Raw genomic sequence first — 24,418 nt, forward strand, 5'->3', positions numbered from 1 at the left:
CCGCTTGGCAGTCATGGTGTAACGGATCAGGCCAATGGTGCAAACACTTACCATCCTCGGGTTGGAAAGCAGCTGTGATGACACGGCCGCCGCCGTCGTGCGCCAAATCGATGGTGCAGAGGCCGAGGTTCTGTCGTCGATCGTGCATGGCCAGACCGAATTGCACAGCGCCTTTGGCGGTGTCGTTCCCGAAATTGCCGCCCGTGCGCATGCCGAAAAACTGGATGTCTGCGTGGTACAGGCATTGCAGGCCGCAGGGCTGACCCTGGCCGATATGGACGCCATCGCCGTCACCGCCGGGCCCGGTCTGATTGGCGGCGTCATGTCCGGCGTCATGTGTGCCAAGGGGCTAAGCGCGGCGACCGGCCTGCCACTGGTCGGGGTAAACCATCTGGCCGGGCATGCCCTGACACCGCGTCTGACGGATGGGATCGCTTTTCCCTATCTGATGCTGCTGGTTTCGGGGGGGCATTGTCAGTACCTGATCGCCCACGGACCGGAACAATTCACCCGCTTAGGCGGCACCATCGACGATGCCCCCGGCGAAGCGTTCGACAAAACCGCCCGCCTTCTGGGCTTGCCGCAACCCGGCGGCCCCTCGGTCGAGGTCGAAGCCCGGTCGGGCGATCCCAAGCGATTCCGCTTTCCGCGCCCACTGCTGGACCGGCCAGGATGTGATCTGTCGTTCTCTGGGCTCAAGACCGCACTGATGCGGATGCGAGACCAGATCGTTGCCGAAAAGGGCGGGCTGACCCGTCAGGACCGCGCCGATCTGTGCGCCGGGTTTCAGCAGGCCGTTGTCGACACCTTGGCCGAAAAAACCCGCCGGGCAATAGACCGGTATTTGGAAGAAAACCCCACAGACCCCGTGATCGCAGTCGCGGGTGGCGTAGCAGCAAACTCGGCCATTCGGGCCGCGTTAGAGACTGTTTGCGCAGAAAAAGGCGCGCGTTTCACGGCCCCTCCGCTGAATCTATGCACCGATAACGCCGCCATGATTGCCTATGCCGGGTTAGAGCTGTATCGCACCGGCGCCAAGGACGGGCTAGACCTGACAGCCCGGCCACGCTGGCCGTTGGATCAGACCAGTCCCGCCATGCTGGGCAGCGGCAAGAAAGGGGCAAAGGCATGAGCGTGGCGGTCCTTGGATCAGGGGCATTTGGCACCGCGTTAGCGATCTCGCTGGCCGGGAACGGGCCGGTGACGCTGTGGTCGCGCAACACCGAGCAAGCACGCGACATGCAAGACGGCCGCGAGAACGCTGCGCGCCTGCCGAATGTGACCCTGCCAGACGAAGTATTGGTGACAGCCGATATAGAGGACGCCGTGACCGCTGATGTCTTGCTGTTGGCGGTGCCCATGCAGAAATTGCGTGCAGCTCTGACGGAACATGCTCCAGTTTTAGCCGGTAAGACGCTCGTTGCCTGCTGCAAGGGGATCGAGCTGTCCTCGGGCCTTGGTCCAATCTCGGTGATCCGCCAAACCATCCCGGATGCGCGCCCGGCCCTGCTGACCGGGCCCAGCTTTGCCGATGACATCGCGCGCGGGTTACCCACGGCGCTGACGCTGGCCTGCGCGGACGGTGATCTGAGCGAAACGCTGCAGACCGAACTGACCACTGCGAACCTGCGCCTTTATCGCACCACCGACGTGATCGGCGCGGAACTGGGCGGGGCATTGAAAAACGTCATGGCCATCGGCTGCGGCGCTGCCATTGGGGCCGGGCTGGGCGACAGTGCCCGCGCAGCTCTGATGACCCGTGGTTTTGCCGAGATGCAGCGGTTCGCTTTGATGCGCGGTGCGCGTCCCGATACCTTGATGGGCCTGTCCGGATTGGGCGATCTGGTGCTGACCTGCTCGTCCGAATTGTCCCGAAATTATCGTTTTGGCCTGTGTTTGGGTCAAAATCGTCCCTTCGACAGCCAAACAACGGTCGAAGGCGTCGCAACCGCGCGCGCCATGGCCGACATTGCCACGGCTGAGGGGCTGGACATGCCCATCAGCGCCACGGTGGCCGACCTGAGCCACGGCACCTATAGTGTGCCCCAAGCCATTCAAACCCTGCTCAACCGACCCCTCAAGGAGGAATAGTATGCTCATCGCCCTGATCGCCAAGGACAAGGACGGCGCCCTGCAAACCCGGCTGGACAATCGCGCCAACCACCTGACCTATATCGAGGAAACTGGCGTTGTTGCACAGGCAGGTCCCCTGCTGAACGGCGACGCGATGGTCGGCTCGCTGATTATTCTTGAGGTCGAGGACATGGCTGCTGCACAAGCATGGGCAGACAACGACCCCTACGCCAAGGCAGGGCTGTTTCAATCCGTTGATCTGATCGTGTGGAAGAAGGTCGTCGGCTGATGGCATATTGGCTGTTCAAATCCGAACCCTCGACCTGGAGCTGGGACCAGCAGGTTGCCAAAGGCGATGCGGGCGAAGAATGGGACGGCGTGCGCAATTATCAGGCGCGCAATTTCATGCGTCAGATGGCAATCGGTGATCGCGGGTTCTTTTACCATTCGCAAAAGGACAAGGCGATTGTCGGTATTGTCGAGGTCTGCGCCGAGGCCCACCCCGACAGCACCACAGATGATGAACGCTGGGAATGTGTGGATATCAAGGCTGTACGCCCGTTCACCACAGCTGTCACTTTAGAGCAGATCAAGGCAGATGAACGTCTGGACGAGATGGTGCTGGTGAAAAACTCGCGCCTGTCCGTTCAACCTGTGACTGATAAGGAATGGGTAACCATCTGTGCGCTGGGGGCCACCCAACCGGATTGACGGAATCAACGTCTAAGGGTGCAAACCTTCTCAAACCACCAATAAAATGGTATATTTTTAGGGCTGCACCATGTGGGGGCAATGGCGGCCGCAGTTTCAGTGGTCGTCTGTCTTTTGGTGTTGCTCGATCTTTGGTTGATCAATTCGAAAGCAAGAACCCATGTCTGACGTTGAAGGCAGCGGTGGGAAGAACGAAGACATTGCTGCTGAGCTGAGTTCAAAATGCTGGGAAGCGCGCCTTGAGATTGCGCGAAAACAGCGCGCCGCTGCGCTGGCCGATGTGCAGCAATCAGGTCACCCGGAAACGTCACTGGAAATTGCGATTGAAACGCCGCAGGAAGACAGCCCCGCAGAACCCGGTGAATTCAAACTTGAGCAGGTTGTGTTCAAAAGTTCTCAGTCGAAACACCCAATACAACCGCCCCGAAAACAGCGCGTCAATCGCATGTATCCGATCGTTTTTGGTGCAATGTTCTGTGGCGCTACCCTGCATTGGGCCGCAACAAGCGTTTTCGCAGGATGGCGAAGCCCCGACGCAGTGGTTCAAACCAGCTTATCTATTGATACAACAGCAGAAATCGACGCAAACGCAAATCCGGCGGCGGGTGATCCAAATGACGGTGATACGACCCTGTCCAGCTTGGAATCGGACGCCGCAGAACCGGTTTCACGGTTTGCCAAAGTGACGCACAAGACCTCCACTGCAAATACGGGGCCAGGGTCAGTAGGGGGCAACTCACATTTTCCAATGGACTATGCGCCTGCCTGGGGTGAGACTCTATTGCCACCAGTGATACAAGGCTCTTACGAACCGGTGGCTCCGCTAACAACCGTACCTGACCTCGTGATCGCCCGAGCCACAGCACCGAGATCGGTTCTCGTGATCCCCGAAAAACATGACAGCCTGCCTAATCATGACCAGCCGGTTGAAACAGGGGTATCTCTTTTTGTACCCGTTGGCGTGTCGAACGAAACCAGCATCGCCGTGCTTGAGATTTTGACCTCGGACCAGACTGACGTGATTGCAACGGCGCGGGTAAATTATGCCGTGAAGGCGACTCAGGTCCGATTCTATCACCCCAAGGACGCGCAAATTGCGGAACTGACGGCACATTTGCTTGGCGGTATCTCTCGGGATTTTACGAAGTCCGGTCCTAAAACGCGGCCGGGTCATATCGAGGTTTATCTGGCCGGTAAGGGGGGTGGAAGAAAACGTCAACCAAATCGAGGGCCAGATTCAGTGGAACGGTTTGTTGCCCGAATTATTGAAGAGTTCCAATGAAAAATCGGGAAGGTTCCGACGATTCAGAACCTTCCCTACCCCCGCGTGCTCCCTACTCACCACACGCGTCTGGAAATCTTTGGCTCTGACCGTCCTGGTCACACTGTGATACTAGTCGAATTTCGGCGGTCAGCACAAACAGCAAGTGCTTAAAATTGAAAACGCCCGCCAGCGGCCTGACGGGCATCGTCGGATCAAGGGATCAGCCGTAGACCGACTCTTTGCCGAAATGCTTGGTCAGCATGTAATAAACAACGGCACGGTATTTGTTACGCTCAGACATGCCATAGGTTTCAAGCGCAGTGTTGATAGCGCCCGTCAACTCTGGCCCGTCTGACAGGCCCAGTTTCTTGATCAGAAAGTTGTTCTTGACCGTCTCGATCTCACCGTCCTGCGTTGCAGCCACGGTCGACGCGTCGGCGTCATAGATCGCCGGACCACATCCGATTGTGACCTTGGTCAGCAGGTCCATATCAGGGTCCATTCCGCATTTGTTTTTCAGATCATCTGCGTATTTTGCGATCAGCTCGTCGCGTTTTCCCATGTCCCAATCTCCCTAAGTTACAATGAAACGGCACCCTTACCGTCTTCATTAAGGTTAGCCGCGACGGATATTTTTCCGAAAGGAAAAAATTTAGGGATTTCTCCCCCTATTGCCGATTAAAGCGCAAATCGGCCCGGCTGACCTAGCGACAAAAGCCCCAACCGGGACCCTGCAGGTGGAAATGGTCGGCGTGCAAGCGATTGTAATCTGGCCCTAAAACAACCCGGAACCAGTCACAAGCACCACGTCCAATCCGATGCAAAAACACGGCCTCGGGTCCGGGTGTGTCCCAATCTGTCAGTAGGGTCAGTGATCGGCCGTCCCCCAGTTGCAGACCGATTATATCAATCGCGTCAGCGGTGGCGTGGCTGCTCCAGCCGCTGTCTTGCCCCTGTGCTGTGCGCATCCGGCGGCAATTGTAGCTGCCCACGTGGCGTAAGGCGCGCACGTCGGTGCCCAGGATTTCGCGCGCGGCGGGCTGCACGACGTGATGTTCCCACAAGGCCAGACGCAAAGTAGTGGTGCAGCTGGTTTCGATCGCCTCGATCCGTGCGGTCGTCAGACCAGACAAAAGTCCCCGACCGGCAATGCCACAGTTCTGATCAACCACCAGCTCGTCCATCGGCTCAAAAACCACTCCGGCTGCGGACAGGGCAGCCCGACACTGTGCCTCATCCCCCAATGCGCGGCGCAGCTGATACGCGGTGACCGGTGTGACCGGCGCTGTGACAGTCAAGTCCCCCAGGGGGTTCCAATGTGGCGGCACCGGAGTTTGCGGATGCGACAACACCCACCACCCGCCTCCGCCTATGACGATCAGCAAAGTAACGACCGTAAAAAGCAAAGACGCCGCCAGATACAAAATCCGGCGGCGTCCTGTGCGTTTGGTCATACCCGTTCCGAGATTAATAGCGGTAATGCTCGGGCTTATAAGGGCCTTCGGGTTTCACGCCGATATAGGCCGCCTGTTCGTTGTCCATCTTGGTCAGCTTCACACCGATCCGGTCCAGATGCAGGCGGGCGACTTTCTCATCCAGATGTTTGGGCAGGATGTAGACATCGTTGTTGTACTGATCACCTTTGGTGAACAGTTCAATCTGCGCCAGAACCTGGTTGGTGAAGGAGGCCGACATCACGAACGACGGGTGACCCGTGGCGTTGCCGAGGTTCAGCAGACGACCTTCGGACAGCAGGATGATGCGGTTGCCCGAGGGCAGCTCGATCATGTCCACCTGTTCCTTGATGTTGGTCCATTTGTGGTTCTTCAGGCTGGCCACCTGAATTTCGTTGTCGAAGTGACCGATGTTGCCGACGATGGCCATGTCCTTCATCTCGCGCATATGCTCGATGCGGATCACGTCCTTGTTGCCGGTGGTGGTGATGAAGATGTCCGCGCTGGCGACTTCGTCTTCCAGCAGAGTGACTTCAAAACCGTCCATTGCCGCTTGCAGCGCGCAGATCGGGTCCACTTCGGTCACTTTTACACGGGCACCGGCACCACGCAGCGACGCGGCCGAGCCTTTGCCCACGTCGCCATAACCACAAACAACGGCAACTTTACCGGCCATCATCGTGTCGGTGGCACGGCGGATGCCGTCGACCAGCGATTCCTTACAACCGTATTTGTTGTCGAACTTCGACTTGGTGACACTGTCGTTCACGTTGATCGCCGGGAACGGCAGGTGGCCGTCTTTCACCAGCTGATACAGACGGTTCACACCGGTGGTGGTTTCCTCGGACACGCCCTGGATCTGGTCGCGCATCTTGGTGAACCAGCCAGGGCTTGCCGCCATACGCTTGGCGATCTGGGCCTTGATGACTTCTTCCTCTTCCGAGCCCGGAACAGGGATGATGTCTTCGCCGGCTTCGGCGCGGGCACCCAGCAGGATATACAGCGTTGCGTCGCCGCCATCATCCAGGATCATGTTCGGGCCATCTTCGAACAGGAAGGATTTGTCCAGATAATCCCAATGCTCTTCCAGCGTCTGGCCTTTGATCGCAAAGACCGGAATACCAGCCTCGGCAATCGCCGCCGCCGCGTGATCCTGGGTTGAGAAGATGTTGCACGACGCCCAGCGCACATCCGCGCCCAACGCCACCAATGTTTCGATCAGAACAGCCGTCTGGATGGTCATGTGCAGCGAACCGACGATCCGCGCACCTTTCAGGGGCTTTGCGTCACCGTATTCCGCGCGCAGGGCCATCAGGCCCGGCATCTCGGTTTCGGCGATGTCCAGCTCTTTGCGGCCAAACCCGGCCAGCGCAATGTCTTTGACGATATAGTCCCCGGCCATCATATACTCCATTCCGGTAAGCAGGTCCGGGCTGCCCCCTAGCATCCCTTGGGGCAGGTAGCAACGCAGATGGCCGAAAACAGATTATTTGGCAGCAAAAATTAGCTGGGCTCACCCTTTAGTGTAATCTTCGGGATCGCTTCAAAAAAATCGGTGCCAACGGCGACAATACAACTAATGCCGTTCGCTTGGGTCACCAGAACCGTATAGCTTCCGGTTTCCTTCGAGGTCCAAACCTCCATAACCGCCTGCGCACCACGCGTTTTCTGCAATCCACCAAAGACCAGCTCTTCTGAATAGCTGTCTTGCAGCTTGGCGATCACATGCTCGCGTTGCGCACAACCTTGGGCAAATGCAGGGGGGGCAGTGGCGGCCATTCCAAAGGCCAGGGTAATTCCAAACAGTCGCTTAAACATAGTAGCTCCTTCCGATACGAGTTACGTTCCGAGAGGGGCACACCAGGAGGAGCATGCACCCCCCTCAGCACAGATGTCGGTATCACCACGCGCCAATTCAAAGCACGTCTGGTCAAGAAAAAGTTGGCAGCTGGTGATCTCGACAGGTACATCATAACACAAAAACGCAAAACTTACGTGAGCGACTTCACAGGGCATGGCATAATGGCAACACAAGCACGAGCATGGCAAAGAATGCTGTCGGGGCGCAGACTGGATTTGCTGGATCCGACCCCCGTAGACATCGAAATCGAAGATATCGCCCACGGACTGGCCTTTGTGGCGCGTTGGAACGGCCAAACGGCGGGTGATTTCGCCTATTCCGTGGCCGAGCATTCCCTGCTGGTTGAGGAGCTTTTTGGCCGGATTGCGCCCAAAGCACCGGTGAAATGGCGCCTCGCGGCTTTGTTACATGATGCGCCGGAATATGTGATCGGAGATATGATCTCGCCGGTCAAATCCGCCGTTGGCCCCGATTACGGCGCGCTGGATGACAGGTTGGCGGCGGCGATACACATCCGCTTTGGCCTGCCTGCTGCGGTGCCGAAAACGGTGAAACGTCAGATCAAAAAGGCCGACAAAATCAGCGCCTGGATGGAGGCCACCCAGATCGCAGGGTTTTCCGAGGCTGAGGCGACGAAGTTCTTTGGTCGTCCGGACAAAGCGGTGATGGAGGGGTTGGAGATTACCCTGCGCCCACCGGTTGAGGTGCGTGAAGCGTACATGACTAGGCATAGAGTACTGTTGAAGAGCTTCTAGCCTTCAGTAGTGCTATAATTTGGTTTTGCAAACCTATTGTTTTTTACAACATTCAGGCCTCTGAATGTACCTTTTCGTATTTCCCAATCACAGTACTTTTTAGACTGGAAGTGTTTTCTGACGCCGCTGAATGAGTCAAAACCAAAAACGTGTATCCGGACTTCACCGTCATCGCCTAACTCCAAAACATCTCGCAGCGAATGGCAGCTTTCAATTGCTTCTCTAATGGTCTTTGAAGGTTTGTCTATGAACTCTATCGGATCACGAGTATCGAAGATTTTCACTCGCCTTTGTTTGCCCGGCGACAATAGTGGCACTTTCGACGCGTTTGATTTTACTAAATGGTGTGCCCAACCTGTCGCACCGCGATAGCCTTTGATGCCGATCCTGACCTGAATCTCCAGATCAATTATGTCACGTGATCCGGTGTTCTCGAACGCACATTGAAAAAAGCTCTCGTCTCCATCGAGCACATATTCAACCAACTCTTCAGAGAAAGTCACTTCTGGTTTCCAGCACCGAGGAATCAACCACCAAACAAACAGAGAAGAGACAGCGCCAAGCAAAAAAGACGAAAAAGGCGAAAACAAGTACGCAGCCAAATCTTCCAATTCCGATCCTTCCGATCATAGTCTGTATTAACAACAGCGCATTCTTTCTGAGCCAAAGAAATTGGCCAAAAAAACAGCTTCTCAAGAAAATTTAGCCTGAATCACCGCGGGCTGCGCTTCGCCAAAATCCGCTGCAACGTCCGACGGTGCATGTTAAGGCGGCGGGCGGTCTCGGAGACGTTCCGGTCGCACAACTCATAAACCCGTTGGATATGTTCCCAACGTACACGATCCGCACTCATAGGGTTTTCCGGCGGCGGGGGCAGTTCGTCGCCCTTGGCCAGCAATGCGTTGGTGATGTCGGTGGCATCGGCGGGTTTTGACAGATAGTCGGTCGCGCCGATCTTGACGGCGGCCACGGCGGTGGCAATGGCGCCATATCCGGTCAGAACTACAACCCGGCTGTCGGGGCGTTTTTCGCGCAAAACTTCGACCACATCCAGACCATTGCCATCCTCAAGCCGCAGGTCGACAACGGCATAGGCGGGGGGTCGGGCGGTTGAAATGGCGCGGCCTGCTGCGACGGAACCTGCGGTCTCAACCTCGAATCCGCGCTTCTCCATGGCTTTGGCCAGACGTCTCAGAAACGGCTCGTCATCATCCACCAAAAGCAGGGATTTATCGGGGCCGATATCCAGGTCAGAGCTGTCCGCCATATTCTGTTCTTTCCGTAATTTTACGTCTTTGGCTTAAACATGAGTAATAGCAGCGCCATTTCAAAGGTCAAATCGACTGTGCGCCCTATATCTGATCCAGGAAGCACCCGACCTTGTCGGCCATCTGCTCCGCAGTGTCGTCGCGGTTGAAGAATTCCAGGAATCCATGCTCGGGCGTCATCAGGTAAGTAAAGGTAGAATGATCGACCAGATAATACTCGTCACTTTTGTCATGAGCCTTGTAATAGGTCTTGTAGGTTTGGCTGGCGGCCTTGACCTGCTCGGGCGTGCCGGTCAGCGCGATAGTCTTGCCGCCCAGGTTGAACGCATAGTCAGCCATCACTTCGGGCGTGTCGCGATCCGGATCGATCGAGATGAACAGCGGCGTCACCGACTGGCCACGCTCGGCCAGAATATCCACGGCCTCGGCATTGCGTGACATATCGAAGGGGCAGACATCGGGGCAGAAGCTATAGCCGAAATAAACCAGCGTCGGCTCGGTGATCACATCTTTGTCGGTAACAGTTTCACCCTTGCCGTTGATCAGCTCGAACGGGCCGCCAATCGCGGCTGAACCGCCCGCGATCTGGCCAGAACGGCATTGCGCGAACTGATCGTCCGACCGGCCCCCCAGCGTCAGCAGCCACATGGCGCCCAGGCCAACGGCCAGAACTACGGTTGCTAGGATGGCATACAGACGGGTCATGACATCAATCCTGAAATGAGAGGGGTTGTTGATCGTTTTCGCCGGGACACCTATCAAGATGAACAGCCGATGCAACAGGACATAATAGACCGATGGCAAATTCCAACATCACTTCGTGGACCGGTCAGGAAGGGAGCAACTGGATTAGGCTGCGCACGCTGATCCTGTTGCGCTGGGTGGCCATCATTGGCCAGTTCACGGCCATTACCGTGGCACAGCGTTATTATCACGTGCAGCTGGAACTGGCCCTGTGTTATCTGGCCATTGGTGTTTCGGTCATGGGCAACATGACGGCCATTCTTCTATTCCCGCAAAACAAGCGCCTGACCGAGTTTGAGAACTTCCTGATGGTTCTGTTTGATCTGCTGCAACTGGCCATTCTGCTGTATCTGACCGGTGGTCTGAACAACCCGTTTGCGTTGCTGCTGCTGGGGCCAGTGACCATTTCGGCCAACGTGATGAGTACCCGTTCAACTCTGATTGTGGGGGGGGTTGCGATTGTTGTGGCATCCCTGCTGGCCGAGTTTCATCTGCCGCTGCGGACGGAGCAGGGCGAGGCATTGCTGATCCCCGACATGTTATTGTTCGGAAACTGGGCCGCGATCGTTATCGCAATTGTGTTTATCGGGGCCTACTCACACCGTGTCAGCTCTGAGGTCCGATCCATGTCCGAAGCACTTGCCGCCACCCACATGGCGCTGGCGCGCGAACAGAAGCTGACCGATCTGGGCGGTGTGGTCGCCGCCGCCGCGCATGAGCTGGGAACGCCATTGGCCACGATAAAGCTGACCAGTTCCGAGCTGATCGAGGAACTGGATGACCGCCCTGACCTAAAGGACGATGCCGCGCTGATCCGCGAACAGGCCAACCGCTGCCGCGATATCCTGCGCGATATGGGCCGCGCCGGCAAAGACGACCTACATCTGCGGCAGGCCCCCCTGTCCACCGTGGTGCATGAGGCCGCCGAGCCGCATATTCATCGCGGCAAGGCGGTTCATTTTGACGAAGGGCCTGCTGGGGACGGTGATGTGCAGCAGCCCTCGATCCTGCGCAAGCCCGAGATCATTCACGGACTGCGCAACCTGATCCAGAACGCGGTGGATTTCGCCCGCGCCAATGTCTGGGTCGAGGCCGAATGGACCACAGACCAGATCACTATCAACATCATGGATGACGGGCGCGGGTACCCATCGCAGATGATTGGCCGTATCGGTGACCCCTTCATGCGCCGCCGCCGGGCCGAATCCGATCAGCGGACCCGCCCGGGGTATGAAGGCATGGGACTGGGGTTGTTCATTGCCAAAACCCTGCTGGAACGCAGCGGGGCAGAACTGCAATTCGCCAACGGGTCAGACCCCTATCAGAACCTGAGCGACAAAAAAGACCGGCGGGGCGCGATCGTACAAGTTTCCTGGCCGCGAAAACTGGTCGACGCGCAAACCGGGGACACGCCTGTCCCGTCGGGTGCGAACCAGCGTATCCAGGTTTGAGTTAAGACCCCGTTAACCATTAACGCGCATAGTTCCTTCTCGTGATGTCAGTACCGAGGAGAGCATGGTCGACTGGATCATTCTGGCCGCTATCAGCCTGGTATCCGCCAGTCTGGCGGTGCAATGGCTTTTGCCCCGTCGTCGGCAGCGGGGCGATAATTTCGGTCTGTCCTCACCCGCATCGCTGTTTGATGCGGTGTTTCTGTTCGATGGGGACCGGCTGATCAGCCATTCCGACATTGCTCTGGAAGGGTTTCAGGCAGTCCGCGACTGGCCTGATCTGCGCCGCCTGCTGCAACGGGACTTTCCGACCTTTCCGGAAACACCAGACCGTATTCGACGCGAAGGTACCCTGGTCATTCCTGCCATCGACTGCACCATCGAACGCGATGTTCTTTGTGAATGGATCGACGGGATCGTGCGGGTGCAACTGCGCGACAGTACCGACCGCCCCGCCCCGGTGCAGCGCGACCCCCAAGACCCGATCCGGCTGGCGATGGAACAAGCCCCCTATCCGGTCTGGCTGCTGGATCATCAAGGCAATGTGCGCTGGTGTAATGCAGCTTATGTGTCACTTGTGCGCAAGGTCCGCGGTCAGGATACCGATTTGACCGCACCGATGTTCCCCGGCGCTGATGACGACGCGCGGCTGGGGGCAAAAAGCCGCATCTCAATTTCCTCCGAAGGCAGCGGCAACAAGCTGTGGTTCGACCTGACTCTGGTGGATCACCCCGAGGGGCATCTGTGCTATGCCGTCGATATCAATGCCATCGTCGCCGCAGAGACCACCCAGCGCAAGTTCGTCCAGACCATGACGAAAACCTTTGCTCAATTGTCCATCGGGCTGGCCATATTTGACCGCAACCGACAACTGGCCTTGTTCAACCCAGCGCTAATCGATTTAACCACCCTGCCCCCGGATTTCCTCAGTTGCCGCCCCAGCCTGTCCAGCTTTTTTGACCGGCTGCGGGATCAACACATGATGCCGGAACCCAAGAATTATCGCGGGTGGCGCAACCAGATGAACGACCTGCTCGAAGCGGCCGAGGACGGGAATTACCAAGAAACCTGGTCGCTCCCTTCAGGGTCGGTCTATTCGGTTAGCGGGAGACCGCATCCCGACGGCGCCGTGGCTTTTCTGTTCGAGGATATCACGGCCGAGATTACCCTGACCCGGCGATTCCGCTCGGAAATGGATCTGATGCAATCGGTTCTGGATAAGCTGGCCGATGCGATCGCGGTATTTGGTGATGACGGAACGCTGGCCTTCACCAACCGCGCCTATCAACAATTGTGGGGGGGTTCTGGTGAGGCCGGGTTCGAACCGGATTCCGTGCTGGATGTGACGCGTGGCTGGCAGGAACAATGTGCCGCCTCACCGATCCTCGGTGAGATCCGCGACTTCGTGGAAATGCGCGACAACCGCGCCGAATGGTCCAACGATCTTAGGCTGCGGAACGGCACCCAACTGTCCTGTACTGTCAGTCCCATGCAGAGCGGCGCAACAATAGTGCGGTTCTCGGTCGAGGATGCGCCGTCAACCCTGCCGATCCGTCAAATCAGCGCCTGAACCGGGTTGCAGCCGCCCGGGCGTAGGGCCATTGTGGCGCCATGACGTTGCACGCCCGTTCGATCACCTTAAATTCGCCCGAAGAAACCGCCGATCTGGCCGCAAGGCTGGGCGTAAAATTGCGCCCCGGCGACATCTTGTTGCTTGAGGGTGAGATCGGCAGCGGCAAGACCCATTTTGCCCGCAGCCTGATCCAATCGCTGATGTCTGTGCCCGAGGATGTGCCTTCGCCCACCTTCACGCTGATACAGGCCTATGATACCCCGTCTGGCGAGATCTGGCATTGCGATCTGTACCGGTTAAGCGCCTTGGAAGAGATCGAAGAACTGGGTCTGTCGGACGCTTTTGAAACTGCCATTTGCCTGATTGAATGGCCGGACAAGCTGGGTCCGCTGACCCCCGCTACCGCCCTGACCTTGCATCTGAAAACAGACCCTAACACGACGGGTTTGCGTTATCTGACCCTTTCGTGGTCCGATCCGAAATGGCCCCAAATACTGGAGAGTGCCGCATGACGAACCGGGCTGTGCTGGCCGAGGCGCTGATTGCACAAACACAATGGTCCAACGCCACGCGCGCACCGCTGGCCGGGGATGCCTCGAACCGCCGGTACGAACGTTTGACCGATCCCGACACCGGCCGCACGGCGGTTTTCATGGACTCACCCCCGGGCAAGGCAGAACCGGTCGAGGCCTTTGTCCGCATGGCAAACTATCTGCGGGAAGTCGGGCTCAGCGCACCCGAAATCTATGCCGAGGACACAGAATTCGGCTTTCTGTTGCTGGAGGATCTGGGTGATGACCTGTTCGCCCGCGTACTCAAGCAAAACCCTCAGATGGAGCGCGAGCTGTATGAGGCCGCTACCGACGTTCTGATCGAACTGCACCAGGCACCTACCCTGTCGCTTCCGTCTTATGATCCGACCATGATGACCGAACTGGCTGCGTTGTCCTTCACCAAATACGCCCAAGCGGTATTGGGGGAACATGATGCAGACGCTCGGATACGGTTTGAGAATCGCTTTGCGGATGTTCTGCACCGCGAAACTTCGGGCCGCAAAGTCGTCATCCAACGTGACTATCACGCGGAAAACATGATCTGGCTGCCGGACCGTGACGGGGTAAAACGGGTGGGTCTGCTGGATTTTCAGACCGCAATGCTGGGCCACCCGGCCTATGACCTCGTGTCGATGTTGCAAGATGTGCGCCGTGATGTGGCACCAGGGACCGAGATGCGGATGGTAAACCGATACATCGCCGCAACTGGCGAAAAGGATCATGACTTTCGCACTGCCTACGCCGTGTTGGGCGCGCAACGAAACCTGCGCATTCTGGGCGTGTTCGCCCGATTGGCGGTGGACTATGGAAAACCGCAATACATCGATCTAATCCCGGCCACATGGGCGCATCTGATGCGCGATCTGGACCATCCTGCGCTGGTCTCTGTTGCTGATCTTCTGCGCAGCGCCCTGCCCGCCCCAACCCCGGAAAACCTGGACAGGCTCAGACAAACATGACCCGACACCCCGACGCCGTGATGTTGTTTGCCGCCGGGTTTGGCACTCGTATGGGCGCTTTGACCAAAGACCGGCCCAAACCCCTGATTGAGGTCGCAGGCCGCCCGCTGATCGACCACGCCCTGGATCTGACCGACGATCTGCCCGCTGGTCGAGTGGTTGCCAACCTACATTATCTGCCCGACCAGCTTGCAGCGCATCTGGCCCCCAAGGGCGTGCTGACCTCTTTGGAAGAGCCGGAAATTCTGGAAACAGGCGGTGGGCTGCGTGCTGCTCTGCCCCTGCTGGGACCAGGGCCTGTCTTTACCTTGAATTCGGATGCGATCTGGTCCGGGCCGAACCCTCTGACCCTGTTGCGCAAAGCGTGGGACCCAGAACGGATGGATGCGCTGCTTATGTGTGTCCCCTCCGCCCAGGCCATCGGGCATGCCGGATCGGGCGATTTCACGGCGGATGCCGAGGGCCGGATCACGCGTGGCCCCGGATTGGTTTATGGCGGGGCGCAGATCATTAAGACCGAAGGGCTGGAGGCCATATCGGAACAGGCATTTTCGCTTAACTTAATGTGGGATCAGATGCACAAACAGGGCCGCCTGTTCGCGGCCACTTATCCCGGTCGCTGGTGCGACGTGGGCCGCCCCGAGGGGATCGCCCTTGCCGAAGGGCTAGTTGCCGATGTTTGAACCCAGCGCCGCGCCCCGCGTCTTTGCCGTTCCTCCGGGTGCGGATTTTCCAAAGGCTCTGGTGGATGGTCTGCGCCAACGCGCCGGTAACCAGCCGCCCGAGGCGTTGGCCCGGGTTCAACTGGTCGTCAACACGCGCCGTATGGCCAGGCGCGTACGCGATCTGTTCGATCTGGGCTCAGCCTGCCTATTGCCACGCCTGTCGCTGGTGACCGATCTGGGCGAAAGCGTCGATCTGGCGCAAATCCCGCCAGCCATCCCCGCATTGCGACGCAGGTTGGAGCTGACCCAACTGATTGCCAAACTCTTGGAACAACAGCCAGATCTTGCTGCGCGATCCTCATTGTTCGATCTGTCCGACAGTCTGGCGGCGCTGATTGACGAAATGCAGGGCGAAGGCGTTTCACCTGACACAATTCGGCAACTGGACGTCAGCGACATGTCTGGCCACTGGGCGCGTGCGCAGGCCTTTATCGGGATTGCTGACCATTTCGTCGACTCGGGTCCTGATGCGCTGGACGCGCAGGCGCGGCAACGGCGTGTGGTGGAAAATCTGATTGATCGCTGGCAGGTTTCGCCCCCGCAGCATCCGGTAATCCTTGCGGGCTCTACCGGCTCGCGTGGCACCACATTGATGCTGATGGAGGCCGTCGCCCGCCTGCCGCAAGGGGCGCTGATCCTGCCTGGTTACGATTTCGATCAGCCTGACCATGTCTGGCAGGGGCTGGATGATGCGCTGACCTCCGAAGATCACCCGCAATACCGGTTCCGCAAACTGATGACCCGGCTTGAGATACAGCCAAGGCAGATCGAACGCTGGACGAACAACCTTGCCCCGTCCCCTGCCCGTAACAAACTGATTTCACTTGCATTACGCCCGGCGCCGATTACCGATGCCTGGATGTCCGAAGGCCCCCAGCTAACCGATCTGGATGGCGCCACCAAGGACCTCACCCTGGTTGAGGCGCAATCCCCCCGCGCCGAGGCTTTGGCCATCGCCCTGCGGTTGCGCGAAGCGGCGGAAACCGGCCAGACCGCCGCGTTGATCACGCCTGACCGGATGCTGACCCGTCAAGTCAGCGCCGCGTTGGATCGGTGGAACATCCTTCCCGATGACAGTGCGGGGTTGCCGTTGCAGCTATCGCCTCCGGGCCGGTTTCTGCGCCACGTGGCTGGACTGTTCGCCCGACGGTTAGAGGGCGAGGCGCTGCTGACACTGCTGAAACATCCGCTTTGCCACGATGGCGGCGAACGTGGCGCGCATCTACTGCATACCCGTGATCTGGAATTGGATTTGCGGCGTCATGGCCCTCCGTTCCCCGACAGCGCCAGCCTGACCACCTTTGCCATCCGCAAAGAGGTGCCAGAGCAGTGGATGCAATGGCTGGTGGCGCAGTTCTGCGACCAGCACGTGACGGGTGAGTTACCTCTGTCCGAATGGGTGGCCCGCCTGCGCAATCTGGCCGAGGCGATATCGGCTGGCAGTGAGGGCGACGCCGGAACGCTGTGGGACAAGAATGCCGGTCAAAAGGCGTTGTCGGTTCTGACCGCGCTTGAGGACGAGGCCGAACATGGCGGCCCGATGACAGCCCATGATTTCGCCGACCTGCTGGGCGCGCTGCTGGCAGGGGAAGAGGTCCGCGACCGAGACGCGCCGCATCCGCATATCATGATCTGGGGAACGCTTGAGGCCCGGGTTCAGGGCGCTGATCTGTTGATCCTGGGCGGCCTGAACGAAGGCAGCTGGCCCGAGGCCGCAGCACCAGACCCATGGCTGAACCGACAGATGCGCGACAAAGCAGGGCTGTTGCTGCCCGAACGCCGCATTGGCCTGTCAGCGCATGATTTCCAACAAGCCGTCGGAGCACCCGAGGTTTGGCTGACCCGCGCAACCCGATCCGATGACGCCGAAACCGTGCCGTCGCGCTGGTTGAACCGCATGACGAACCTGTTGCAGGGCTTGCCGGGGCAGGGTGGTCGTGACGCGCTGGCTGCAATGCGCGCTCGCGGCCAGCAATGGCTGCGTTGGTCGGAGCAGCTTGAGGTCGCGCCGAAGATCGAACCGGCCGCGCGCCCATCCCCACGCCCGCCGGTCGCCGCACGCCCACGCCGTCTGAGCGTGACCGAGATCAAGCGCCTGATCCGCGATCCCTATGCGATCTACGCCAAACATGTACTGCGCCTGCGGCCACTGGACCCTTTGGTCCAGGCACCAGACGCCTTGCTGCGCGGGATCGTTATCCACGAAATTCTGGAGCATTTCGTCAAGGACAGTGTTTTAGACAGCGCCTTGCTGACCCGCGAGAATTTCCTGAAACGCGCCGAAACCCTGTTGGACCAACATGTCGCGTGGCCGATCGCCCGAAAACTGTGGCTGGCACGGCTTGAGCGGATTGCTGATGACTTCCTCACCGCTGAAACCGCCCGGCGCGGCGATGGCGGGCCAGTCGCGTTTGAGGCAGCGATGAAGCTGGTGCTGTCGCCGCTGGATTTCACCATCTCGGGACGGGCCGACCGGATCGACCACAACAGCCGTGGCGCGTTGCGGATCGTGGATTACAAGACCGGCACGCCCCCGACCGAAAGCCAGCAAGCCAAGTTCGACAAACAGCTGCTGATCGAGGCCGCCATGGCCGAGCAGGGTGCCATCGAAGGCATCGATCCGTTACCGGTTGCCGAGGCTGTATTCATCGGCATGGGCGGCACCTACAAAGAGGTCGCAGCCCCACTGACCAAGGAGCCGCCTGACAAGGTTCTGGCTGAGCTGAAAGAGCTGGTTGCTGCCTATTTAGAGCCTGATCAGGGTTTCACCGCCCGTCGGATGCTGCACAAGGACACGGATGTTGGCGACTATGATCACCTGGCCCGGTTCGGCGAATGGGACCGCACCGACGAAACCGCTCCCGAGGTTTTGAAATGAACGCCCGTAACGATGCAACCGAACGGCAGGTGCAGGCCGCGCGTCCAGATGCCTCGACCTGGTTGGCGGCCAATGCCGGGTCGGGCAAGACGCGGGTTCTGACCGACCGGGTGGCGCGATTGCTACTGGGTGGCGTACAGCCGCAACATATCCTCTGCCTGACATACACCAAAGCCGCCGCCAGCGAGATGCAGAACCGGTTGTTCAAACGGTTAGGTGAATGGGCGATGCTGGGGGATGACAGCTTGCTGGCGCAACTGACCGATCTGGGCGTGCCGGGCGTGATCGATCCTGACAGGCTGGCGCAGGCCCGCACCCTGTTTGCCCGCGCCATCGAAACGCCAGGTGGTCTGAAAATCCAAACGATCCACTCATTCTGCGCTTCGCTATTGCGACGTTTTCCGCTCGAGGCCGGGGTTAGCCCTCAGTTTTCCGAGATGGAGGACCGGGCCGCCGCCCTGTTGCGTGAAGAGATCGTCGAGGACTTTGCCGAAGGTCCGCAGGCCACACTGATCGAAGATGTTGCCCGTTTCGTCACCGACACCGGCTTTGACAACCTGACAGCCGCCGTGACGCATAAACGCAATCTGTTCACACAGCCGATGACATGGGCCGATCTGCTGCATCGTTTCGATCTGCCCGACGGGTTCGACGAAAACGCCCTGCTGGCCCGCGTGTTTCTGGGCGGTGAGATCGATCTGATCCGCGCGATCCTGCCAGCGCTGACTGAAAGCGGCGGCAACAACGCCAAGGCCGCGGCTAAACTGGCGGCGTTTACCGAGGCGCGCATTAACAGCTTGCCGCTGTTGGAAAGCGTGTTTCTGACGGGCAAGTCCGCCAAAGAGCCCTTTACCGCCAAGATCAACAGTTTCCCCACCAAAGCCCTGCGCGAAGGCGTGCTGGCTGGGCACATGCCACAGCTGGAAGCATTCATGCTGCGGATCGAGGCCGCACGCGAACACCGGCTGGCGCTGGTCGCGACACGCAAAACGCATGTTCTGCACCGTTTTGCCGCTGCTTTCCTACCGGAATATGAACGCCGGAAGCAGTTGCGCGGCTGGCTGGATTTCGACGACCTGATCCTGCGCGCACGACAGGTTCTGAACGACCCGGCGGTGGCCGAATGGGTGCTGTACCGTCTGGATGGCGGTATCGACCACATTCTGGTGGATGAGGCGCAAGATACCAGCCCAGATCAATGGGATGTGGTTGAAAAGCTGGCTCAGGAATTCACTAGCGGGGAAGGGGCCAGATCCGGGGTCGAGCGGACTATTTTCGTGGTCGGCGACAAGAAACAGTCGATCTATTCCTTTCAGGGTGCCGACCCGCAGGCCTTTGACTGGATGCAGCAAGAATTTGGGCGAAGATTGGAAGAATCAGGCTCTAAACTGTGGGATTCGACGCTGGAATACTCATTCCGATCCTCCAGTGCGATCCTCTCGCTGGTCGATATCCTGTTCGAAAACCGTGCCGAGGCCGGGTTTCACAAAGACAGCCTGCACCGCGCATTTAAGGCCGATTTGCCGGGGCGCGTTGATTTGTGGCCGGTGGTTGAAAAGGTTGACGAAGACGATGATGGCGATTGGACCGATCCGGTGGACCGTCCCGGCGCGCGGCATCACACTGTCATTCTGGCCGAGAAGGTGGCCCGCTCGATCAAAGCCATGATCGAAACCGGCGAAACGATCCCCGAGGATGGCGACACGCCCGGCACTTTTGTGCGGCGCAAGGTACAGCCGGGAGATTTTCTAATCCTCGTTCAGCGCCGCTCGGACCTGTTTGCCGAGATCATCCGCGCCTGCAAAGCCGAAGGCTTGCCCATTGCCGGGGCCGACCGTTTGAAAGTGGGCGCGGAACTGGCGGTCAAGGATCTGGCCGCTTTGCTGAGTTTTCTGGCCACGCCCGAGGACAGCCTGTCGTTGGCCACCGTGCTGAAATCACCCCTGTTCGGGTGGAGCGAGCAGCAACTGTTCGATCTGGCACACAAGCGGCAGGAACAATTCCTGTGGGCCGCCCTGCGCCAACGGGCCGAGGAATTTCCCGAAACGCTGGGCATCCTCAACGATCTGCGCGGTCAGATCGACTTTCTCCGCCCTTATGACCTGATCGAACGCATTCTGACCCGACATGATGGGCGGCGTAAACTATTGGGTCGACTGGGGGCCGAGGCTGAGGATGGAATCAACGCACTGCTCTCACAGGCACTGGCTTATGAGCGCACCGATATTCCCAGCTTGACCGGGTTTCTGGTCTGGATGCAAACCGACGATCTGGAAATCAAACGGCAGATGAGCGGTGTCGGCAACATGATCCGCGTGATGACGGTGCATGGCTCCAAAGGGCTTGAGGCCCCAATCGTGATCCTGCCGGATACCGGCAAGCGACAAGCCCCCCGCGATGCCGAGATCATGGTGGGTGAGGGCACACCGCTGTGGAAAGTGCCCTCGGATGCCTCGCCAGCCTTGATCGCCCAGGCACGGGTCGAGGCACGGACACGGGAAGAAAATGAACGGCTTCGACTGCTATATGTGGCTCTAACGCGGGCCGAAAAGTGGTTAATCGTCAGTGCCGCAGGGGATGTCGGCAAAGACGGAACCAGCTGGTACCAGATGGTCGAGGCTGCGATGGCACGGGCAGGGGCCACACAGGTCCCTGGCTCGGAAGCCCTGCGTCTTTCGCATGCAGATTGGGACGCGTTGCCTCATGTCGAACATGTGGAGCCTGAGATTACAGCGACGCAGCTGCCAAACCAGTTCCTGTCCCCAGCGTCCGTTCCGGAACAGGCGTCTGAGACGCTCAGCCCGTCTGATCTAGGTGGGGCCAAAGCGTTGCCCGGAGATACCGGCCAGGATGAAGAGGCCGCCAAACTGCGTGGCACGCGCCTGCACCTGTTATTGGAACACTTACCATCCGTTGCGCCAGAGAATTGTCCGCAGCTTTGCGCCCGGGTTCTACCTGATATGCAACAACCTGACCGGCAGGAACTGCTGGATGAGGCGCAGGCCGTTCTGGCGGCTGACCATCTGAAATTCGTGTTCGCCAAAAACACACTGGCCGAGGTCCCGGTGACCGCCGATCTGAACGGGCGGCGCATGCACGGGGTGATCGACCGTCTGATCGTTACCGAGACGGATGTGCAGGTGATTGATTTCAAATCAAATACTACAGTTCCCAGCAACCCGGCGGCCTGCCCCGAAGGTCTGTTGCGGCAGATGGGGGCCTATGCGCAGGCGCTGGCGCAGATCTATCCCGGTCGTGAAATCCGCTCGGCAATCCTGTGGACCCGCACTGCCGATCTGATGTGGCTGCCACACGATCTTGTGACGGATGCATTGGCCCGCACCCAGATATCTTGACCTTGGGCGGTGCCGACCCTAGGTTCTTTTCCCGAGTTTACCCCATTCAGGAGACAGAATATGTCGACCGTAGCCGTGACCGACGATACCTTTGACGCCGAGGTTAAGAATTCCGACATCCCCGTTGTTGTCGATTTCTGGGCCGAATGGTGTGGCCCCTGTAAGCAGATCGGACCCGCCCTGGAAGAGCTGGCCGCTGAATACGGCGACAAGGTGAAAATCGCCAAGGTTGACGTAGACAGCAACCCGAACGCCGCCGCCGCCATGGGCGTGCGCGGTATTCCGGCCCTGTTCATCTTCAAGGACGGTCAGGTCGTCTCGAACCGCGCAGGCGCGGCACCGAAGGCGGCTCTGCAAAGCTGGATCGACGAATCCATCTGATCCTTTGCCAAATACCGATGCTGTGGGTGCCCAAACGGGCACCCATTTTTTTTGGCGTCTGTGCTTTGATTGATTAGCCACACGCGCAGAACAAGATCACTCGATCGTCCAGCTTACCGATATCCCGCTGCCGTCTTTATGTGCAAACGTGACACTGTCGCCTTTGATTGAAACGGCCTGACAGTCATGGGGCAGGGGCACGTCGTCGATCACGATATCGCGGCAGTAAAACTTGCCTTTCCATTCCCAGGTACCCCTGATTTTGCCAGCTTCGGGGCCTTTGCCCTCAACCACGCCGTCCTTGAGTATTTTCACCCAGGTCTGTCCCTGGGTTAGTTTCTTATCGGCCACCAGCTCCAGAAACTTGGTTTTACTTTCAATTTCTTCGGCTGAGGCCTGTGTGACTGTCAGACCAAACAACGCCATCCATGACACGAGATGAAAGACCTTCATCGCAACAATCCCTTTTTGTGACCACCCAGATTAATTAAGTCGATGGTACTTGATACTGCGCGAATTCGAAAATCGCCCCGTCCACTAACCGGATTTCGATTTCTGGAAATTGGCCGGATACAGCATGCAAATTTGGTTCTTCCAATTCGCCGCCGGTCATGCAGGGTGACGTTGAAGTGAAAAACAGGAGGTGACATGCCCAAAACACGGGTTCTTGTCGAATTCGGCATGGGGACATCTTTGCGCCGCGAGGATTATACCGAGGCCGCGCTGCGGGCGATCAAAGATGCGCTTTGGCACAATTCGGTCAACATGGCCGAGCTGTTCGATTTTCCAAAAGAGGCGATGATCATCGACGCCGAAATTGGGGTTCAGCAACCCGAAAAGGTGGATCGGGACGCGCTGACCGCCATTTTCCCTTATGGTCAGCCCAATATCACTGTCACGAAAGGTGGGCTGGATATTGAAAAGCCGCATACCGAAGGTCGGACCGTCATTGCCAATGCGGCCATAATCGTTTCTTTCGATATGGAGCCCACAACATGACCGAAAAACGTATCATTCTGGAAATGGGTACGGGCAACGACCTGTATGGGCAGGATTACACCAAGGCGGCACGCCGGGCGGTGCAGGATGCGCTGCATCATTCGTCGATCACATTGTTCTCAAAGCTGGGTGTGGATCATACCGACATGCGCGTTTGTGTCACCATTGGTGTGCAAGACCCGGACCGTGTGGATTGTGATCTGGTCGCCGCCGATCTTCCCCGCGGGCGAGCCGAAGTGCGGGCCGTCAAAGGCGGTTTGGATATCGACGATACTGAGGCCGGCACGAGACATGTGGTGGCAACCGCCGCGATCGAGGCTTTCCTGCCCGACTTGTCCGGCCAATACAAACTGTCCTGACAAAGAAAAAGCCGCTCGGACGAGCGGCTTGCATTCTTTTTGTACTGGGCGTGGATCAGACGTTTTTGATGTCCGCGCGGCACAGGCCGATATCTTCCAGCTGTGCGTCGCTCAGCTCCGACAGGGCCTTGCGTGTCTTGCGGGATTCATTCCACGCGATTGCTTTGTCATAGGTTCCGTAGAACGCGTCCACTACGTGCAGGATGGTAGCTGCTCCGAGCGGCGCATGAGTTTTAGCGATGGTTGCCATTTGCGCAGTCCTTACATGTGAAACAGCCGACCCGTTGTCGGTTGTGAGGCTCATGTAGGACGTCAGGCTGAGACTCACAATTGCTAGTCCGGTAACCCCGCATTGCGATTCCTGCATATCTTTTAGGCAGTTCGTGAACTGTTGCGCTGCGGGCGGGTCCGGCCCATATAGGACGACAGTTGAAAACGGAGGCTTTTATGGCGGATAGCGATTTTCCTGGATGGCACGGCACAACCATCATTGGCGTCAAAAAGGGCGGTCAGGTGGTGATTGCCGGTGACGGACAGGTCAGCCTGGGCCAAACCGTGATCAAGGGTACTGCCCGCAAAGTGCGCCGCCTGTCGCCTGGCGGGTTCGAGGTTGTCGCCGGATTCGCAGGATCGACCGCCGATGCCTTCACCCTGCTGGAGCGTCTGGAAGCCAAGCTTGAGGCCACGCCCGGCCAACTGGCGCGCGCCTCGGTCGAGCTGGCCAAGGATTGGCGCACGGATAAGTACCTGCAAAAGCTTGAGGCGATGCTGATCGTCACCGACGGCAAGGACCTACTGGTCATCACCGGAGCAGGGGATGTGCTGGAGCCCGAACACAACGTGGCTGCCATCGGCTCGGGTGGCAACTTTGCCCTCGCCGCAGCCCGCGCCATGATGGACGGCGACAAACCTGCCGAGGATGTAGCCCGCGAGGCAATGGCGATTGCCGCCGATATCTGCGTCTATACCAACGGCAACCTGACGGTCGAGACAATCTAAGACGATTTACGTTATCCCAAAACACCTCATCGAAATGCGCGTTCGACCGAAGGG

26 protein-coding genes are annotated in these 24,418 nt (G+C 58.5%); 17 read left to right on the top strand and 9 right to left on the bottom strand.

Annotation, left to right across the window (positions count from 1 at the left end):
• Positions 1–34: 34 nt before the first annotated feature.
• The 5 genes from tsaD (at position 35) to AB1A64_RS16235 (ending at position 4,066) form a co-directional block, all read left to right on the top strand.
• Positions 35–1,132 carry a tRNA (adenosine(37)-N6)-threonylcarbamoyltransferase complex transferase subunit TsaD gene (gene tsaD / locus AB1A64_RS16215; protein ID WP_366552365.1) on the top strand — a complete coding sequence of 366 codons (1,098 nt, stop codon included), beginning with the start codon at positions 35–37 and terminating at the stop codon, positions 1,130–1,132.
• On the top strand, positions 1,129–2,091 hold the full coding sequence (locus AB1A64_RS16220; protein ID WP_366552366.1) for an NAD(P)H-dependent glycerol-3-phosphate dehydrogenase: 963 nt from the start codon (positions 1,129–1,131) through the stop codon (positions 2,089–2,091). The genes tsaD and AB1A64_RS16220 overlap by 4 nt, the downstream gene beginning before the upstream one ends.
• A 1-nt stretch (position 2,092) precedes the next feature.
• Positions 2,093–2,362 (top strand): YciI family protein, encoded by a 270-nt coding sequence (locus tag AB1A64_RS16225; RefSeq protein ID WP_366552367.1) that lies wholly within the window; start codon positions 2,093–2,095, stop codon positions 2,360–2,362.
• Positions 2,362–2,784: an EVE domain-containing protein gene (locus AB1A64_RS16230; RefSeq protein WP_366552368.1), complete on the top strand. Its 423-nt coding sequence runs from the start codon at positions 2,362–2,364 to the stop codon at positions 2,782–2,784. The genes AB1A64_RS16225 and AB1A64_RS16230 overlap by 1 nt, the downstream gene beginning before the upstream one ends.
• A gap of 160 nt (positions 2,785–2,944) precedes the next feature.
• On the top strand, positions 2,945–4,066 hold the full coding sequence (locus tag AB1A64_RS16235; protein WP_366552369.1) for a hypothetical protein: 1,122 nt from the start codon (positions 2,945–2,947) through the stop codon (positions 4,064–4,066).
• 202 nt (positions 4,067–4,268) lie between these two features.
• Here AB1A64_RS16235 and AB1A64_RS16240 read toward each other — a convergent pair whose 3' ends face one another.
• The 4 genes from AB1A64_RS16240 to AB1A64_RS16255 form a co-directional block, all read right to left on the bottom strand.
• Positions 4,269–4,610: a DUF2853 family protein gene (locus AB1A64_RS16240; protein ID WP_366552370.1), complete on the bottom strand. Its 342-nt coding sequence runs from the start codon at positions 4,608–4,610 to the stop codon at positions 4,269–4,271.
• A gap of 142 nt (positions 4,611–4,752) precedes the next feature.
• Entirely contained in the window at positions 4,753–5,502 is a 750-nt protein-coding gene (locus AB1A64_RS16245) for an extensin family protein (RefSeq protein ID WP_366552371.1), read from the bottom strand.
• Between the two features lie 13 nt (positions 5,503–5,515).
• Positions 5,516–6,904: an adenosylhomocysteinase gene (gene ahcY, locus AB1A64_RS16250; RefSeq protein ID WP_366552372.1), complete on the bottom strand. Its 1,389-nt coding sequence runs from the start codon at positions 6,902–6,904 to the stop codon at positions 5,516–5,518.
• Positions 6,905–7,005: 101 nt separating this feature from the next.
• Entirely contained in the window at positions 7,006–7,320 is a 315-nt protein-coding gene (locus AB1A64_RS16255) for a hypothetical protein (protein ID WP_170349524.1), read from the bottom strand.
• Positions 7,321–7,524: 204 nt separating this feature from the next.
• Between AB1A64_RS16255 and AB1A64_RS16260 the strand changes: the two genes are divergently transcribed.
• On the top strand, positions 7,525–8,118 hold the full coding sequence (locus tag AB1A64_RS16260; protein WP_366552373.1) for an HD family hydrolase: 594 nt from the start codon (positions 7,525–7,527) through the stop codon (positions 8,116–8,118).
• Here AB1A64_RS16260 and AB1A64_RS16265 read toward each other — a convergent pair.
• The 3 genes from AB1A64_RS16265 to AB1A64_RS16275 all read right to left on the bottom strand — a co-directional run bounded on the left by AB1A64_RS16265 (position 8,115) and on the right by AB1A64_RS16275 (position 10,091).
• Positions 8,115–8,729: a hypothetical protein gene (locus AB1A64_RS16265; protein WP_366552374.1), complete on the bottom strand. Its 615-nt coding sequence runs from the start codon at positions 8,727–8,729 to the stop codon at positions 8,115–8,117. The two genes, AB1A64_RS16260 and AB1A64_RS16265, sit on opposite strands and share 4 nt — an antisense overlap.
• 101 nt (positions 8,730–8,830) lie before the next feature.
• Complete coding sequence (locus AB1A64_RS16270) at positions 8,831–9,385, bottom strand: ActR/PrrA/RegA family redox response regulator transcription factor (RefSeq protein WP_142637470.1); 555 nt, start codon at positions 9,383–9,385, stop codon at positions 8,831–8,833.
• 85 nt (positions 9,386–9,470) lie between these two features.
• Positions 9,471–10,091 (bottom strand): SCO family protein, encoded by a 621-nt coding sequence (locus AB1A64_RS16275; protein ID WP_366552375.1) that lies wholly within the window; start codon positions 10,089–10,091, stop codon positions 9,471–9,473.
• Between the two features lie 92 nt (positions 10,092–10,183).
• Here AB1A64_RS16275 and regB point away from each other — a divergent pair, with 92 nt between their 5' ends.
• The 8 genes from regB to trxA all read left to right on the top strand — a co-directional run bounded on the left by regB (position 10,184) and on the right by trxA (position 22,007).
• Positions 10,184–11,581, top strand: coding sequence for a sensor histidine kinase RegB (gene regB / locus AB1A64_RS16280; protein ID WP_366552376.1), 1,398 nt, complete (start codon positions 10,184–10,186; stop codon positions 11,579–11,581).
• A gap of 64 nt (positions 11,582–11,645) precedes the next feature.
• Positions 11,646–13,151 carry a PAS-domain containing protein gene (locus AB1A64_RS16285; RefSeq protein ID WP_366552377.1) on the top strand — a complete coding sequence of 502 codons (1,506 nt, stop codon included), beginning with the start codon at positions 11,646–11,648 and terminating at the stop codon, positions 13,149–13,151.
• Positions 13,152–13,192: 41 nt separating this feature from the next.
• Entirely contained in the window at positions 13,193–13,666 is a 474-nt protein-coding gene (gene tsaE / locus AB1A64_RS16290; protein WP_366552378.1) for a tRNA (adenosine(37)-N6)-threonylcarbamoyltransferase complex ATPase subunit type 1 TsaE, read from the top strand.
• Positions 13,663–14,667, top strand: a complete 1,005-nt coding sequence (locus tag AB1A64_RS16295) for a phosphotransferase (RefSeq protein WP_366552379.1) — start codon at positions 13,663–13,665, stop codon at positions 14,665–14,667. The genes tsaE and AB1A64_RS16295 overlap by 4 nt, the downstream gene beginning before the upstream one ends.
• The gene (locus AB1A64_RS16300; protein ID WP_366552380.1) at positions 14,664–15,350 is read left to right on the top strand and encodes a nucleotidyltransferase family protein; all 687 of its coding nucleotides are present in this window, start codon (positions 14,664–14,666) and stop codon (positions 15,348–15,350) included. Before AB1A64_RS16295 ends, AB1A64_RS16300 begins: the two co-directional genes overlap by 4 nt.
• The gene (gene addB / locus AB1A64_RS16305) at positions 15,343–18,270 is read left to right on the top strand and encodes a double-strand break repair protein AddB (protein ID WP_366552381.1); all 2,928 of its coding nucleotides are present in this window, start codon (positions 15,343–15,345) and stop codon (positions 18,268–18,270) included. The genes AB1A64_RS16300 and addB overlap by 8 nt, the downstream gene beginning before the upstream one ends.
• Entirely contained in the window at positions 18,267–21,626 is a 3,360-nt protein-coding gene (addA, locus tag AB1A64_RS16310) for a double-strand break repair helicase AddA (RefSeq protein WP_366552382.1), read from the top strand. The genes addB and addA overlap by 4 nt, the downstream gene beginning before the upstream one ends.
• Before the next feature lie 9 nt (positions 21,627–21,635).
• The gene (gene trxA / locus AB1A64_RS16315; RefSeq protein WP_366552383.1) at positions 21,636–22,007 is read left to right on the top strand and encodes a thioredoxin; all 372 of its coding nucleotides are present in this window, start codon (positions 21,636–21,638) and stop codon (positions 22,005–22,007) included.
• A 96-nt stretch (positions 22,008–22,103) separates the two neighbouring features.
• Here trxA and AB1A64_RS16320 read toward each other — a convergent pair whose 3' ends face one another.
• Positions 22,104–22,460, bottom strand: coding sequence for a hypothetical protein (locus tag AB1A64_RS16320; protein WP_366552384.1), 357 nt, complete (start codon positions 22,458–22,460; stop codon positions 22,104–22,106).
• 195 nt (positions 22,461–22,655) lie between these two features.
• On the opposite strand from AB1A64_RS16320, the gene AB1A64_RS16325 reads away from it, so the two are divergent.
• Together AB1A64_RS16325 and AB1A64_RS16330 are read left to right on the top strand one after the other, a co-directional pair.
• On the top strand, positions 22,656–23,006 hold the full coding sequence (locus tag AB1A64_RS16325; protein WP_366552385.1) for a Lin0512 family protein: 351 nt from the start codon (positions 22,656–22,658) through the stop codon (positions 23,004–23,006).
• On the top strand, positions 23,003–23,365 hold the full coding sequence (locus tag AB1A64_RS16330) for a Lin0512 family protein (RefSeq protein ID WP_170550339.1): 363 nt from the start codon (positions 23,003–23,005) through the stop codon (positions 23,363–23,365). Before AB1A64_RS16325 ends, AB1A64_RS16330 begins: the two co-directional genes overlap by 4 nt.
• 55 nt (positions 23,366–23,420) lie before the next feature.
• Here the strand turns inward: AB1A64_RS16330 and AB1A64_RS16335 are convergent, their stop codons facing one another.
• On the bottom strand, positions 23,421–23,615 hold the full coding sequence (locus tag AB1A64_RS16335; RefSeq protein WP_366552386.1) for a DUF1127 domain-containing protein: 195 nt from the start codon (positions 23,613–23,615) through the stop codon (positions 23,421–23,423).
• A 197-nt stretch (positions 23,616–23,812) separates the two neighbouring features.
• Here AB1A64_RS16335 and hslV point away from each other — a divergent pair, with 197 nt between their 5' ends.
• Complete coding sequence (gene hslV, locus AB1A64_RS16340; protein ID WP_366552387.1) at positions 23,813–24,364, top strand: ATP-dependent protease subunit HslV; 552 nt, start codon at positions 23,813–23,815, stop codon at positions 24,362–24,364.
• Positions 24,365–24,418 lie beyond the last annotated feature (54 nt).

The organism is Ruegeria sp. ANG10, from assembly GCF_040705255.1.
Classification (GTDB): domain Bacteria; phylum Pseudomonadota; class Alphaproteobacteria; order Rhodobacterales; family Rhodobacteraceae; genus Ruegeria.

Coding starts and splice junctions, on each gene's coding strand:
- tsaD (WP_366552365.1), top strand. CDS start 35: ATGGTGCAAACACTTACCATCCTCGGGTTGGAAAGCAGCTGTGATGAC.
- AB1A64_RS16220 (WP_366552366.1), top strand. CDS start 1,129: ATGAGCGTGGCGGTCCTTGGATCAGGGGCATTTGGCACCGCGTTAGCG.
- AB1A64_RS16225 (WP_366552367.1), top strand. CDS start 2,093: ATGCTCATCGCCCTGATCGCCAAGGACAAGGACGGCGCCCTGCAAACC.
- AB1A64_RS16230 (WP_366552368.1), top strand. CDS start 2,362: ATGGCATATTGGCTGTTCAAATCCGAACCCTCGACCTGGAGCTGGGAC.
- AB1A64_RS16235 (WP_366552369.1), top strand. CDS start 2,945: ATGTCTGACGTTGAAGGCAGCGGTGGGAAGAACGAAGACATTGCTGCT.
- AB1A64_RS16240 (WP_366552370.1), bottom strand. CDS start 4,610: ATGGGAAAACGCGACGAGCTGATCGCAAAATACGCAGATGATCTGAAA.
- AB1A64_RS16245 (WP_366552371.1), bottom strand. CDS start 5,502: ATGACCAAACGCACAGGACGCCGCCGGATTTTGTATCTGGCGGCGTCT.
- ahcY (WP_366552372.1), bottom strand. CDS start 6,904: ATGGCCGGGGACTATATCGTCAAAGACATTGCGCTGGCCGGGTTTGGC.
- AB1A64_RS16255 (WP_170349524.1), bottom strand. CDS start 7,320: ATGTTTAAGCGACTGTTTGGAATTACCCTGGCCTTTGGAATGGCCGCC.
- AB1A64_RS16260 (WP_366552373.1), top strand. CDS start 7,525: ATGGCAACACAAGCACGAGCATGGCAAAGAATGCTGTCGGGGCGCAGA.
- AB1A64_RS16270 (WP_142637470.1), bottom strand. CDS start 9,385: ATGGCGGACAGCTCTGACCTGGATATCGGCCCCGATAAATCCCTGCTT.
- AB1A64_RS16275 (WP_366552375.1), bottom strand. CDS start 10,091: ATGACCCGTCTGTATGCCATCCTAGCAACCGTAGTTCTGGCCGTTGGC.
- regB (WP_366552376.1), top strand. CDS start 10,184: ATGGCAAATTCCAACATCACTTCGTGGACCGGTCAGGAAGGGAGCAAC.
- AB1A64_RS16285 (WP_366552377.1), top strand. CDS start 11,646: ATGGTCGACTGGATCATTCTGGCCGCTATCAGCCTGGTATCCGCCAGT.
- tsaE (WP_366552378.1), top strand. CDS start 13,193: ATGACGTTGCACGCCCGTTCGATCACCTTAAATTCGCCCGAAGAAACC.
- AB1A64_RS16295 (WP_366552379.1), top strand. CDS start 13,663: ATGACGAACCGGGCTGTGCTGGCCGAGGCGCTGATTGCACAAACACAA.
- AB1A64_RS16300 (WP_366552380.1), top strand. CDS start 14,664: ATGACCCGACACCCCGACGCCGTGATGTTGTTTGCCGCCGGGTTTGGC.
- addB (WP_366552381.1), top strand. CDS start 15,343: ATGTTTGAACCCAGCGCCGCGCCCCGCGTCTTTGCCGTTCCTCCGGGT.
- addA (WP_366552382.1), top strand. CDS start 18,267: ATGAACGCCCGTAACGATGCAACCGAACGGCAGGTGCAGGCCGCGCGT.
- AB1A64_RS16320 (WP_366552384.1), bottom strand. CDS start 22,460: ATGAAGGTCTTTCATCTCGTGTCATGGATGGCGTTGTTTGGTCTGACA.
- AB1A64_RS16325 (WP_366552385.1), top strand. CDS start 22,656: ATGCCCAAAACACGGGTTCTTGTCGAATTCGGCATGGGGACATCTTTG.
- AB1A64_RS16330 (WP_170550339.1), top strand. CDS start 23,003: ATGACCGAAAAACGTATCATTCTGGAAATGGGTACGGGCAACGACCTG.
- AB1A64_RS16335 (WP_366552386.1), bottom strand. CDS start 23,615: ATGGCAACCATCGCTAAAACTCATGCGCCGCTCGGAGCAGCTACCATC.
- hslV (WP_366552387.1), top strand. CDS start 23,813: ATGGCGGATAGCGATTTTCCTGGATGGCACGGCACAACCATCATTGGC.